This window comes from Streptomyces sp. NBC_01520, from assembly GCF_045040375.1.
Lineage (GTDB): Bacteria > Actinomycetota > Actinomycetes > Streptomycetales > Streptomycetaceae > Streptomyces.
This window is the reverse complement of the sequence record NZ_CP109404.1, coordinates 5,620,377-5,633,482: the sequence shown is the minus strand read 5'-3', so window position 1 is coordinate 5,633,482 and position 13,106 is coordinate 5,620,377. Positions and strand designations below refer to the sequence as shown.

At 70.2% G+C, this 13,106-nt stretch carries 11 protein-coding genes, 1 pseudogene and 1 riboswitch; of the genes and pseudogenes, 6 read left to right on the top strand and 6 right to left on the bottom strand.

Going from position 1 to position 13,106, the window contains the following annotated elements:
- Nucleotide 1 precedes the first annotated feature (1 nt).
- From OG524_RS25770 to OG524_RS25750, 5 genes are all read right to left on the bottom strand, one after another.
- A complete protein-coding gene (locus tag OG524_RS25770; RefSeq protein WP_405388499.1) occupies nt 2–1,006 on the bottom strand; it encodes an ABC transporter permease in 1,005 nt (334 codons plus the stop codon).
- An 85-nt stretch (nt 1,007–1,091) separates the two neighbouring features.
- Nucleotides 1,092–2,759 carry an ABC transporter substrate-binding protein gene (locus tag OG524_RS25765; protein WP_405388500.1) on the bottom strand — a complete coding sequence of 556 codons (1,668 nt, stop codon included), beginning with the start codon at nt 2,757–2,759 and terminating at the stop codon, nt 1,092–1,094.
- A 187-nt stretch (nt 2,760–2,946) separates the two neighbouring features.
- Complete coding sequence (locus OG524_RS25760; protein ID WP_405388501.1) at nt 2,947–3,738, bottom strand: enhanced serine sensitivity protein SseB C-terminal domain-containing protein; 792 nt, start codon at nt 3,736–3,738, stop codon at nt 2,947–2,949.
- A 142-nt stretch (nt 3,739–3,880) separates the two neighbouring features.
- On the bottom strand, nt 3,881–4,651 hold the full coding sequence (locus OG524_RS25755; protein ID WP_405388502.1) for an enhanced serine sensitivity protein SseB: 771 nt from the start codon (nt 4,649–4,651) through the stop codon (nt 3,881–3,883).
- 141 nt (nt 4,652–4,792) lie between these two features.
- Complete coding sequence (locus tag OG524_RS25750) at nt 4,793–5,467, bottom strand: AAA family ATPase (RefSeq protein ID WP_405388503.1); 675 nt, start codon at nt 5,465–5,467, stop codon at nt 4,793–4,795.
- A gap of 210 nt (nt 5,468–5,677) precedes the next feature.
- A riboswitch (glycine riboswitch) is annotated at nt 5,678–5,775 on the top strand.
- Nucleotides 5,776–5,952: 177 nt separating this feature from the next.
- Between OG524_RS25750 and gcvT the strand changes: the two genes are divergently transcribed.
- The 4 genes from gcvT to OG524_RS25730 all read left to right on the top strand — a co-directional run bounded on the left by gcvT (nt 5,953) and on the right by OG524_RS25730 (nt 10,360).
- Nucleotides 5,953–7,074: a glycine cleavage system aminomethyltransferase GcvT gene (gcvT, locus tag OG524_RS25745; RefSeq protein WP_405388504.1), complete on the top strand. Its 1,122-nt coding sequence runs from the start codon at nt 5,953–5,955 to the stop codon at nt 7,072–7,074.
- Nucleotides 7,075–7,164: 90 nt separating this feature from the next.
- A complete protein-coding gene (gcvH, locus tag OG524_RS25740) occupies nt 7,165–7,542 on the top strand; it encodes a glycine cleavage system protein GcvH (RefSeq protein ID WP_384499685.1) in 378 nt (125 codons plus the stop codon).
- An 18-nt stretch (nt 7,543–7,560) separates the two neighbouring features.
- Nucleotides 7,561–8,820: a serine hydroxymethyltransferase gene (glyA, locus tag OG524_RS25735; protein ID WP_405388505.1), complete on the top strand. Its 1,260-nt coding sequence runs from the start codon at nt 7,561–7,563 to the stop codon at nt 8,818–8,820.
- 154 nt (nt 8,821–8,974) lie between these two features.
- Complete coding sequence (locus OG524_RS25730) at nt 8,975–10,360, top strand: L-serine ammonia-lyase (protein WP_405811742.1); 1,386 nt, start codon at nt 8,975–8,977, stop codon at nt 10,358–10,360.
- Between the two features lie 82 nt (nt 10,361–10,442).
- Here OG524_RS25730 and OG524_RS25725 read toward each other — a convergent pair whose 3' ends face one another.
- Nucleotides 10,443–11,450 carry a hypothetical protein gene (locus OG524_RS25725; protein WP_405811741.1) on the bottom strand — a complete coding sequence of 336 codons (1,008 nt, stop codon included), beginning with the start codon at nt 11,448–11,450 and terminating at the stop codon, nt 10,443–10,445.
- Nucleotides 11,451–11,591: 141 nt separating this feature from the next.
- On the opposite strand from OG524_RS25725, the gene OG524_RS25720 reads away from it, so the two are divergent.
- Complete coding sequence (locus OG524_RS25720) at nt 11,592–12,578, top strand: helix-turn-helix domain-containing protein (protein ID WP_405811740.1); 987 nt, start codon at nt 11,592–11,594, stop codon at nt 12,576–12,578.
- A gap of 80 nt (nt 12,579–12,658) precedes the next feature.
- Nucleotides 12,659–13,078: pseudogene (locus tag OG524_RS25715) on the top strand (N-acetylmuramoyl-L-alanine amidase); the annotation flags it as partial.
- Nucleotides 13,079–13,106: the final 28 nt, after the last annotated feature.

Genomic DNA, 13,106 nt, shown 5'->3' with positions numbered 1-13,106 from the left:
GTCAGTGCACCCGCACTCTCGGGTCGATGATGCTGTAGGCGACGTCGACCAGCAGGTTGATGAGGACGTACACCATCGCGATGAAGAGGATGAACCCGACCAGAACCGGGTAGTCGCGGGCGTCGATCGAGGTACGGATGAAGGAGCCGATGCCTCCGAACGAGAAGACCGACTCGGTGAGCACCGCACCGGAGAGCAGGCTTCCGGTCAGCAGGCCGACCGCGGTGACCACGGGGAGCAGCGCGTTGCGGAGCACGTGACGGCCGCGTACGACGCGCTTCTCCAGGCCCTTGGACTCGGCGGTGCGGATGTAGTCCTCGCCGAGGACCTCCAGGACGCTGGCCCTGGTCATCCGCACGATCACGGCGAGCGGGATGGACGCGAGGGCGATCGCTGGCAGCACGAGGTGCATGATCGCGTCCCAGGTCGCGTCGAGCTCACCGGTCAGCAGGCCGTCCAGGGTGGCGAAGCCGGTGATGTCGGTGGCGTCGAGACCGGTGGAGAGCCTGCCGTAGCTCGGGAAGATGCCCAGTTCGACCGCGAAGATGCCCTTGAGCATCAGCGCGAGGAAGAACACGGGGATGCAGATGCCGATCAGCGATCCGGACACCGAGGCCACGTCGAGCCAGCCGCCGCGGTGGCGGGCGGCGAGGTAGCCGAGCGGGATGCCGACCAGGATCGCGATGACGATCGCGGCGACGCTGAGTTCCACAGTGGCCGGGAAGCGCAGGACGAACTCGTCCCACACCGGCTGACCGGTCTGGGTGGAGGTGCCGAGATCCAGCTCGAAGATGCGCTTGAGGAAGCGCCAGTACTGGACGTAGACCGGCTCGTCGAGCCCCAAAGCCCGGTTGATGCGCGCCACTTCGGCTTCGGTCGCCCGCTCGCCCAGGATCGCTGAGGCGGGTCCGCCGGGCAGCCGGTTCAGCCACAGGAAGAGCAGAACCGACAGGCCGAGCAGGGTGGGTATGAGCTGTAGCAGTCTTCGTACGACGAGTCGCAGCACCCCGCGTGCCCCTTTCTTACGTGTCGAAAAGTGGGCCCGCCCGGCCACCGGGAAGGGGTGGCCGGGCGAACCCACTGATGTGCGGTTACTTGAAGGAGACCTCGGCGAAGTTCTCCTGCGTCAGCGGGGAGACCTTCGGCGGGTTGACGTTCTTGGCGAACGCGATCGCGGGCGGCGAGGACGAGATCGGGAGACCCGGCAGGTACTCCATGATGGTCTCGTTGGCCTTCTTGTAGGCGTCGACGCGACCGGCGGGGTCGACGACCTTCGAAGCGGCGTTCACCGAGTCGAAGACCTTGGCGTCCTTGAAGCCCCACTGCTTGTCGGCGCCGGCGAACCAGGTGCCGATGAAGTTGAAGCCGTCGTTGAAGTCACCGGTCCAGCCCAGCATGTGCAGGGCGCAGGAGCCGGCCTCGGTGGCGTCCAGGTAGTCCGGGGCCCACTTCATGGCCTTCGGGACGACCGTGATGCCGGCCTTCTCGAGGTCGGCCTTCATCAGCTCGAACATGTCCTGCGGGGCAGGCATGTAGGGGCGGGTGACCTCGGTCGGGTAGCAGAACTCGACGGAGAGCTTGCTCTCGCCGGCGTCCTTGAGGAGCTGCTTCGCCTTGGCGGTGTCGAAGGCGTACTCCTTCACCTTGTCCGAGTAGCCGGCGACCGTGTCGGGCATGAACTGCGTGGCGACCTTGCCGCCCTCGGGCAGCTGGGTCTTGACGATGTTCTCGCGGTCGATGGCGTGCGCGATGGCCTGACGGACCTCGGGCTTCTGCAGCGCCTTGTTCTTCGACTGGGTCATGCCCACGTAGAAGAGGTTGAAGACGTCACGGGTCGGGACCTCGTAGCCCTCGCCCTCCAGCGTCTTGATGTCGGCGGGTGCGACCAGGTCGAATCCGTCGATGTCACCGGCCTGGAGCGCCTGGCGGCGGCCCTCCTCGGTGTCGATCGTGCGGAAGACCAGGTTCTTCACCTTGGCCTTGTCGCCCCAGTAGCCGTCGAAGCGCTCGAGGCTGACTTCCTTGTTGCTCTTGTTCCACTTGGTGATCTTGTACGGGCCGGTGCCGGCGACCGTGCCGGCCTCCTGGCTGTACTTGGGGTACGTGATCGCGTCGCCCTTGGCGGTCGCGTCCTGCTTCTCGTACTCCTTGAGGGCCTTCGGCGAGTGGATCGCCAGGGCCTGCAGGGAGAAGCCGCCGGGCAGGTTCGCCGAGGGCTCGTTGACCTCGATGACCGCCGTGTTGGCGTCCTTCGCGGTGCAGGACTTGTAGTTCGCCTTCGGCGCCTCGGCGTCCTCGTTCTTCGCGAAGCCGCCCATGATGGACTGCCAGTAGTACGAGACCGCGCTGGACTGGTACGTACCCGCCCAGTTGAACCAGTGTTCGTAGTTCGCGCAGACCGCGGCGGCGTTGAACTCCTCGCCGTCGTGGAACTTCACGTTCTTACGGAGGTTGAACGTCCACACCTTGCCGGCGGGGTCGCTCTCCCACGTCTCGGCCAGTCCGCCGACGAGCTTGCTGCCGCCGGGCTCGTGCTCGAGCAGGGCCTCGAAGGCCTGACGGGTGACCCGGAAGGTCTCACCGTCACTGGCCAGCGCCGGGTCCAGGGACCCGGGGTCGCCCGCACCTGCGAAGACGAAGGTGTCCTTCGCCCCGTCCTTGGCATCGTTGTCCCGCTCACTGGAGCAGCCCGTGGCGATCAGACCGACGGCCACGGCCGCCGTGATCGCCCGAACGGTTCGGGACTTGTTTATTCGCATGTTGGGTCCACCCCAGGTCAGCAGTGTGTGGAGAGGCATTGATTGGCCCGAACACTACATTCGCGAAGCAGTGCGGAGAACAGTCCGCATAGCGGTGATACCTACCTGAGACCCGGACACTCAACAAAGCGGACAGATACGGGACATCCTGCCCGTACTTGTTAACCGGTTCGAAATCAGGGTCAGTTCAGTGGAGCTGAGACGGCGGATAGCCGTACCCGGGAGCGGCGGCGGGCGGCGGGCCCGCCTGGGCGTGCGCCTCGCGGTCGTAGAACGGCCGGGAGTTCGTGCGCAGCCACATCGCGACCGGATCGTATTCGTCGGACATCGAGACGGTGGATACCGGCAGCCCGTCGGGGACGACGCCGATCGACTGCTGCATCATCGCGCGGACCGAGTCGACGGAGGGCCGGCCGGTGTCGTAGAGGTCGAGTCCGATCGCGAGGTACGGGGCGCCGAGCGCGGGCTGCACCCAGGCGCGGCGCAGCGCGCGGACGGCCGGGGTGCGGTGGGCGTTGTGCGACAGGAGGGCGTAGAACTGCGGGATCTCGATGGCGGGTTCCGTCAGCCGCAGCGGGCCGGCCGGCATCCGGTCGAGACCCGTCGCGATGCGGCGCAGGTCGAGCCAGGGGATGCCGACACCGCCGCCGGGGGCGTGCGGGTTGAGCCAGATGCCCCAGCGGTCGGGGAAGAGGGCGCGGGCGATGTCGCGGCCGGTGATCAGTTCGTGGGCCCTGTTCCAGCCGCTGGCCGAGAGCTCCTGGGCGGAGGTCACACAGGGGGCGTAGCCGAGGCCGTCGACCTCCATGTTGCCGTACTGGGCGTCGGGCGAGCCCGCCGTGCCGTGCCAGAGCAGCATCCAGATCCGGCCGTCGGACAGCGCCTGCAACAGCGCCTCGTAGGCGTCGAGGCGCCCAGGGGTCACCTGCCGCAGCATGTGCTCGACCTTTCCGGCCGCCGCGGTGCCTGACGCACTCACCCTGGGTCCCGCCCCTCATCGATCCGCTGTCCGCTGTCTCGCGGTGTCGTTCCGCCGCGCCCGGGCACACGGGGCGACCTCGCCATCAAACCAGCTTATGTGCCGCCTCTGGCACCGGCTCGACGTCACGGGCGGCGTGTGCTCAGTGCCCCGCGCGCCGGTAGAACGGCCTGACCTTGTCCAGCATCCAGTCGCCCACGGGGTCCTGGGTCACGTCGAGCAGGACGAGATTGACCGGCCAGGGGGCCTGGACCCGGCCCAGGGCGCGGCCCATCGCGTCCAGCGGGGCGCTCTGCCCGGCGCCGTCCCAGGTGGCGAACTCGACGCCGACGAAGAGGACCGGGTCGCCGCCCTCGATGCTGGCCAGTGCCCGGCGGGCGGTGCTCACCACGCCGATGTCCTGGAATTCGGCGGCCACCACGGAGAGGAAGTCGACGGGGTCCTCCTTCCAGTCCGGCTCGTACAGCCGCACCCGCCCGCCACCGCCGGGCCCGTCCAGCGGGGTGCGTCCGGCCCTGCAGAGCTCGGCCACGGCCGGGGGCGGCAGCGGTACGCCGACGGCCCCGCCCGGGTTGACCGCGATGCCCAGCTGGGGCGGGAGTCCGCGGGCGAACTCCCGGGCGGGCGCCACGGCGAAGGACATGTGCGAGCCGACGCAGTGCAGGAACTGCGCCTCGGAGCTGAACACAGGGACGTAGGCACCGCCGTCGATGTCGACCGTCGGCAGGTCCAGGTCGGGGCTGTCGGGTCCGCCGCCGTTCGGGAGGGGGACCCAGACCTGGCTGCGGCCGAGCACCTCGACGAGCCGGCTGCCGGCCCCGGGCACACCGAGGGAGGCGCTGAGCACTTCTTCGAGCTCGTTGGCCGGCCATCCGTGCTGCGGATGGACGTGGGCCTGGGCCGGAATGTCCACGGTGTGTGTGTCCCCTTCTCGCCATGCTGTGCGGCAGAAACCTTAGACGAGCCGCGCCCGGACGGCATTGACAGGGACGGCGACGCAGGCCGGGACCGCCGTACCGTCCAGATTCCGGACAGCCGGACGGCGATTCTCGGCCTATGCGTCTGCAAACGAGATCAGCGAGATCGCCGCGGCGGCCTCACGGTCGAGGAGCACCGCGGAGGCGCAGCCCGGCGGCAGCAGTCCGTCCTCGGTGTCGCGCAGCAGGCGCCCCACCGCGCGCCGGTGGCGGGCGAAGGCGTAGCCCGAGACCCCGCGGCCGCGCTCCCGCTGGCCCTCCCTGGCCACCTGCGGGGTGACGTCGAGCAGGACGAGGTGCAGGGTGCCGGCGCGCCGTCGGGCCGCGCGCGCCAGCCACCGCCGCACCCAGGCCTGCGTACCGCAGTCGTGCACGACGACGGATCCGCCGGAGCGCAGCGCCCGCCACAGCCCGAAGTAGTGCGCGACGCGCACCAGGGGGCGGTACAGGGCGTACGGCAGTAAGCCGGGCAGCGAGGCCGCCCAGCGGTCCCTGGTGTCCTGGGAGTCGATCGCGTGCTCCTGGACCGCGCGCCGGATCAGCGTCGACTTCCCGCTGCCGGGCAGCCCGGAGACCACCACCACATCGCCCGCCGCGAAGTCCAGGCTGCGCGGGCCGTGCCCGTCCCGGCCCCGCAGGTCACGCACCACCGGGGCGTGCGCGCCCGGAAGCTCCCGGGCGGGTGCCCCCTGCTGTGCGGGCATCGCACCGCGCGCTGCTCCTGTAGTTGTCACGTAGCGCTGCAACGTCATCGCCCTCCCCCTGCCGAGTCACCCACACCTGACCTGCCCAAGAAGTGTAAAGAAAAGGTAATGCGGCACAACCGGTTACGGCCGTACGGGTCGTGCCGGGCGTGCCGCCGTGCAGGTGCCTTCCGGCCGCGGGCCGCCCGTACGGATCCGGACACCCCACTCTCCCGCAATGCGTGCGATGATGACCCCGCCAACTCCATACCGGCCGTTTGAATCCGCGCGGGAGAGTCCCGGTCACTGTGTGCACCGGGCGCCGAAGGAGCAAGTTCCTCCCTTGAATCTCTCAGGCCCCGTACCGCGCGGATGAGGCAGATCTGAAAAGCGGGCCGCTCTGCGGCTCCACCCAAGGTGCAAGCCGACCCTGGAAGGGCTGACTCGTTCAGACCCCCTCCTGGACCCTTTCAGGGGGTCCCGGCGAACCTCTCAGGTTCCGATGACAGATGGGGAGGGATCGTCCTCTGTCGTCATGCCCTGGAGCCGTATCCATGAGCACTGCCCCCGCCCCCCGTCTCACCGCCCTCGACGCGCTGCACCGTTCACTGGGCGCGACCATGACCGACTTCGCCGGCTGGGACATGCCCCTGCGCTACGCCAGCGAGCGCGACGAGCACAACGCCGTGCGTACCCGGGCCGGTCTCTTCGACCTGTCGCACATGGGCGAGTTCACCGTCACCGGGCCGCAGGCCGCGGCCTTCCTGAACTACGCCCTGGTCGGCAACATCGCCACCGTCGGCCTGGGGCGGGCCCGCTACACGATGATCGTCGCCGAGGACGGCGGGATCCTGGACGACCTGATCGTCTACCGCCTGGGCGAGACCGAGTACATGGTGGTCGCCAACGCGGGCAACGCCCAGATCGTCCTGGACACACTCGTCGGGCGCGCCGGGGCCTTCGACGCCGAGGTCCGGGACGACCGTGACGCGTACGCGCTGCTCGCCGTCCAGGGACCCGGGTCCCCCGCGATCCTGAAGTCGGTCACGGACGCCGACCTGGACGGGCTGAAGTACTACGCGGGCCTGCCGGGCACGGTCGCCGGCGTCCCGGCGCTCATCGCGCGCACCGGCTACACCGGCGAGGACGGCTTCGAGCTCTTCGTCGCCCCCGAGCACGCGGAGCAGCTGTGGAAGGCCCTCACCGAGGCGGGTGCCCCGCACGGCCTGATCCCGTGCGGCCTCTCCTGCCGCGACACGCTGCGCCTGGAGGCGGGCATGCCGCTGTACGGGCACGAGCTGACCACCGCGCTGACCCCGTTCGACGCGGGTCTCGGCCGGGTCGTGAAGTTCGAGAAGGAGGGCGACTTCGTCGGGCGTGAGGCGTTGGAGGCCGCCGCCGAGCGGGCCGAGACCGCTCCGCCGCGCAAGCTGGTCGGCCTGGTCGCCGAGGGCCGCAGGGTCCCGCGCGCCGGGTTCTCCGTCGTCGCCGCAGGACAGGTCGTCGGCGAGGTCACCTCCGGCGCGCCCTCGCCCACGCTGGGCAGGCCGATCGCCATGGCGTACGTGGACGCGGCGTATGCCGCGCCCGGCACCGAGGGCGTCGCCGTCGACATCCGGGGCGCGCACGAGCCGTACGAGGTCGTGGCACTGCCCTTCTACAAGCGCGAGAAGTAGTCCCGCTCGCCCGGGACGTGACGTAGTCCCGTCTCACCACGCAAGACCACCGTTCATCAGCACTCCCCCGCGTACAGGAGAATTCAGACCATGAGCAACCCCCAGCAGCTGCGGTACAGCAAGGAGCACGAGTGGCTGTCGGCCCTCGAGGACGGCGTGGCCACGGTCGGTATCACCGAGTTCGCGGCCAACGCGCTCGGGGACGTCGTCTACGCGCAGCTCCCGGAGGTCGGCGACACGGTGACCGCGGGCGAGACCTGCGGCGAGCTGGAGTCGACCAAGTCGGTCAGCGACCTGTACTCGCCGGTGACCGGTGAGGTGACCGCGGCGAACCAGGACGTCGTGGACGACCCGTCGCTGGTGAACTCCGCTCCCTTCGAGGGCGGCTGGCTGTTCAAGGTGCGCGTCGCGGAGGAGCCGAAGGACCTTCTCTCCGCCGACGAGTACACCGAGTTCTCCGGTAACTGAGACCCAAGGGACCACCTGATGTCGCTTCTGAACTCCTCCCTCCACGAGCTGGACCCGGACGTCGCCGCCGCCGTCGACGCCGAGCTCCACCGTCAGCAGTCCACCCTCGAGATGATCGCCTCGGAGAACTTCGCTCCGGTCGCGGTCATGGAGGCGCAGGGCTCCGTCCTCACCAACAAGTACGCCGAGGGCTACCCGGGCCGCCGCTACTACGGCGGCTGTGAGCACGTCGACGTGGTCGAGCAGATCGCCATCGACCGCATCAAGGCGCTCTTCGGCGCCGAGGCCGCGAACGTCCAGCCGCACTCCGGTGCGCAGGCGAACGCCGCCGCGATGTTCGCGCTGCTGAAGCCGGGCGACACGATCATGGGCCTGAACCTCGCCCACGGCGGTCACCTGACCCACGGCATGAAGATCAACTTCTCCGGCAAGCTCTACAACGTGGTCCCGTACCACGTCGACGACACCGGTGTCGTGGACATGGCCGAGGTCGAGCGCCTGGCCAAGGAGTCCAAGCCGAAGCTGATCGTGGCCGGCTGGTCCGCGTACCCGCGTCAGCTCGACTTCGCCGCCTTCCGCCGCATCGCGGACGAGGTCGGCGCGTACCTGATGGTCGACATGGCGCACTTCGCCGGCCTGGTCGCCGCGGGGCTGCACCCGAACCCGGTGCCGCACGCCCACGTCGTCACGACCACCACGCACAAGACCCTCGGCGGTCCGCGCGGTGGCGTGATCCTGTCGACGCAGGAGCTCGCCAAGAAGATCAACTCCGCGGTCTTCCCCGGTCAGCAGGGCGGCCCGCTGGAGCACGTGATCGCCGCCAAGGCGGTCTCGTTCAAGATCGCGGCGGGCGAGGAGTTCAAGGAGCGCCAGCAGCGCACCCTGGACGGCGCCCGCATCCTCGCCGAGCGTCTGGTGCAGCCGGACGTCACCGAGGTCGGCGTCTCCGTCCTGACCGGCGGCACGGACGTCCACCTGGTCCTCGTCGACCTGCGCAACTCCGAGCTGGACGGCCAGCAGGCCGAGGACCGGCTCCACGAGCTGGGCATCACGGTCAACCGGAACGCCATCCCGAACGACCCGCGGCCCCCGATGGTCACCTCGGGTCTCCGGATCGGTACGCCGGCCCTGGCTACCCGTGGCTTCCAGGCCGAGGACTTCACCGAGGTCGCGGAGATCATCGCCTCCGCGCTCAAGCCGGCCTACGACGCCGACGACCTCAAGGCCCGCGTGAGCGCGCTCGCCGGGAAGTTCCCGCTGTACCCCGGCCTCAAGTAGGTCACCCGCAGTTTGCACGCCGGGTGGGGGCACCGCGCACACTGAAGAGTGAGCACGGTGCCCCCACCCTTGTCCCCGCGCTCTTCGTGCCCACCGGCCCGTCCCGCACCACCCGGCAGACAACGGCGTCTACCAACCCCTTAGGAGTACTCCCGTGGCCATCTCGGTCTTCGACCTCTTCTCGGTCGGCATCGGCCCGTCCAGCTCCCACACCGTCGGCCCGATGCGCGCGGCCCGCATGTTCGCCCGCCGCCTCAAGAACGAGGGCCTGCTGGCCCACACCGCGTCGATACGGGCGGAGCTGTACGGCTCGCTCGGCGCGACCGGCCACGGCCACGGAACCCCCAAGGCGGTCCTGCTCGGCCTGGAGGGCGAGTCGCCCCGCACCGTCGACGTGGAGGGCGCAGACGCCCGTGTCGAGGCGATCCGCGCCACGGGGCGCATCAACCTCCTCGGCATGCACGAGATCCCCTTCGACGCCGACGAGCAGCTGGTCCTGCACCGCCGCAAGGCGCTGCCGTACCACGCCAACGGGATGACGATCCTCGCGTACGACCACGAGGGCGCCCCGCTCCTGGAGAAGACGTACTACTCGGTCGGCGGCGGCTTCGTCGTCGACGAGGACGCGGTGGCCGGCGAGAACCCGATCGTCCCGGACGACACCGTCCTCAGGCACCCCTTCCGCACCGGCGACGAGCTGCTGCGGCTCGCCCGGGAGACGGGCCTGTCCATCTCCTCCCTGATGCTGGAGAACGAGAAGGCCTGGCGCACCGAGGACGAGATCCGCACCGGCCTCCTGGAGATCTGGCGCGCCATGCAGGCCTGTGTCTCGCGCGGCATGTCCCGCGAGGGCATCCTGCCCGGCGGCCTGAAGGTCCGCCGCCGCGCCGCGAACACGGCCCGTCAGCTGCGCGCCGAGGGCGACCCGCAGGCGCACGCGATGGAGTGGATCACCCTCTACGCGATGGCCGTCAACGAGGAGAACGCCGCGGGCGGCCGCGTCGTGACCGCCCCGACGAACGGCGCCGCGGGCATCATCCCGGCCGTCCTGCACTACTACATGAACTTCGCGGCCGGCGGCTGCACCGAGGCGGAGAAGGACGACAGCGTCGTCCGCTTCCTGCTGGCCGCCGGAGCCATCGGCATGCTCTTCAAGGAGAACGCCTCGATCTCCGGCGCCGAGGTCGGCTGCCAGGGCGAGGTCGGCTCCGCCTGCTCCATGGCAGCGGGCGCCCTCGCCGAGGTCCTGGGCGGCTCCGCCGAGCAGGTGGAGAACGCGGCCGAGATCGGCATGGAGCACAACCTCGGCCTGACCTGCGACCCGGTGGGCGGCCTGGTCCAGATCCCGTGTATCGAGCGCAACGGCATGGCGGCCGTGAAGGCGGTCACGGCGGCCAGGATGGCGCTGCGCGGCGACGGCAGCCACAAGGTCTCCCTGGACAAGGTCATCAAGACCATGAAGGAGACGGGCGCGGACATGAGCGTGAAGTACAAGGAGACCGCGCGCGGCGGTCTCGCGGTGAACATCATCGAGTGCTGAGGCCGTAGGCCCTGACCAGCGCGTTCGTATCTCTCAGGGCTGTCAGGGCCTTACCCGCCCACGGAATCGGTCAGGCACCCGGTCACGGCCGCCTGGTCAGAGTGGCCGCGCCCGAGGGCTTCCCGTCGCCTCCGTAGCCGTACAGGGAGCTCACCTCGAAGTCGAGCTTCCCGTCGGCTCGCGAGCGCAGGTCGATGTGTTCGGGGAGTGCCAGGTCGACGTGGTCGCCGCACATCTCCTGGGAGCCACGGGTCAGCACCTCCTGGAGGGAGAGCCGGGTGGCGGTGTCGGCCTTTGTGTCGAGGAGCCGGACGGTGCCTCGGCAGCCGAGTCCCGGATAGCTGATGGTCCCGACAAGTTGGCCGGCCGCTCCTCCGGTGAGACGGAGGACGACGGAGAATCGGGGGCTCTCGGTGTGGCTGCCCGGGGTGACCGGGCCCCGCCATGTGCCGTGGAACGCCTTGGGGAGTGCGGTGAGCGCCCGGCGCTCGGAAGGGCGCACGGGTTTCGCCGTGTCCGCCAGCCGTGTGAGGGGCCATGCGTCCACGAACGTGTGCCGGTCATCCGTGCTGTTCGTCGTCCTGACGGTCAGCGTCACCTTGTCCGAGAGCTTCTTGTCGAAGGTGCTCCCGCCCCAGTCACCGTTGAGCTCGACCCGGCCCATGCGTTGACACCATTCCGACCGGCCGGTCGGTATGCCCTTGAGAGAGAAGTCGACGACGTGGTCCATGACGATGTCGGCCTTCATCCTGACCACGCACCGCGGATGCCTGAACTCGACGCGTGACTCGTCCTTCGTCGCGGTCGGCACGCTCACACGGACCTCCGTCTCGCCGGTTTCCCCCGGGATCACCGCCTTCGCCGTCCAGACCCCCCTGTAGTCGGACGGGACGGAGGAGGGTCCCGGGGGCTCGCCGGTACCGAGGACGCCGTGTGTCGCCATGAACCACACGGCGAGGCAGAGGGGAATCCCCACGACCAGCACCAGGAACACCCCCACCGCGGAAGGGTCGGGCCTCCTGTGCCAGGAGCCGTTCACCCTGCCCGAGGAAGAAACGCTCCCCCGGAACTCGTAGTCGTCGTAGTCCACGTCTTCCCGCCCTTCATCCTTCGCCTCGGTCCGACGGTAGGGCGAACATCCGCCCGCGCCCCGCCTGTTCGCGCACCGGAGGTCGCCGGTTCGCGCACGGTGTCCTGTACGGGGCCGGCCGCCGGCCGCTACCGTCGAGCGATGGAGACGGCTCGCTCGCACGTCGCTCTCGGCCGGGCCGAGGAACTGCAGTCGGTGGCCTCGTCCGCCCTCGTCCCGATGCGTGTGACCGCGGCCGGCGGCGCGGCGTTCGAGGCACGTGTGGAGTCCGCCGCCGCCGGTCCGCTGGCTGTCGCGAGAATCCGGAGCAGCCCGCACCTGGTGTCCCGCGACGCGCGGTCGATCACCTCGGGCGATCCCGATCTGCTGATGGTGACGCTGCACCGGCGCGGTACGGCGACCGTCGCGCAGGGCGACCGTCGGCACCGGGTGGCGCCGGGCAGCCTGGTCGCGTTCGACACGGCCCGGACCTACAGCCTCGACGTCCCGGGGGCCTGCGACGTCGTCGCGACCGGTCTGCCGCGCACCCTGCTCGGCCCGTACGCCGAGCTGGTGGCCCGGCGCACCGCCCTTCCGCTGCCCGCGGGTTCCGGGACCGGGGCGGTGGTCGCCGCGTTCCTGGCCGGCCTCGGGGCGCACCTCGGCGAGATGCCGGCCACCTCACGTGGTCATCTCGGCGACGCTCTGGTGTCGCTGCTCGTCGCGGCGTTCACCGAAGCCACGCCGGAGCGCGCCGAGGTGGCGACCCCGCTGGTGGACCGGATCGTCGCCTACGTCCGGGCGAACCTCATGAACCCGGATCTCTGCGTCGAGTCCGTCGCCCGGCGCCACGGCATCTCGCCGCGCCACCTCCACCAGCTCTTCCGGGGCCAGGACGTCACCTTTGCCGCCTGGGTCCGGCGCGAGCGGCTGACTCGCGTACGCCGTGACCTCCTCGACCCGGCACTCGCGCACCGTACCGCCGCGGGTATCGCCGCCACCTGGGGAATCCTCGGCCCGGATCATCTGGGCCGGATGCTCAGGGCCGAGTTCGGCCTGACCGCGGCGGAGATCCGGAGCGGCGCGGAAGCCGGCGGACACCGCGGCCGGCGTGTCTCCGGATCGTGCGCCGGGCAGAACAGGCCCTGAGGACAGGCGCGCTGGAGGAGGGTGACCGGCTGCCCACGGCCGCGCAGGTCGCCGCCGCCACCGAGGTCGCCCCGGAGTCCGCCGTGGCGACGGCCTGGAAGATGACGGCGTACGACCGCGCGGGCAGCAGCGCGGCCGCCTCGGTCACCGGGACGCCGGTCATCCTCCAGGAGTCCGGCCGAGAGGTCCGGCACCTGGCCGCCGAAGTCCTCGGCGGCAGGTCGTATGCGAGCGGCACCCAGAACGCCTCCCTGACCTGGACGTTCACCGGCCGCTCGGTCGCCTGGGTGGTGCCCCGGGCCTCGGTGTCCGGGCAGGCGTACGTCTGCCCGGACGGTACGAAGGTGGCGACGGTGGACCTGAAGTCGACCCGGTGGTACCGCCAGGCGATCTGGACGAAGTCCTGGTCGTCGGCCGCCAGGCACACGGTCAGGATCGTGGTTGTCGGCACGAAGGAGCGGCCCGCCCTCACCACCGACGGCCCGGTCCACCTGAAGTAGCCGGACCGCCCCCGCCGCACCGGCGCTT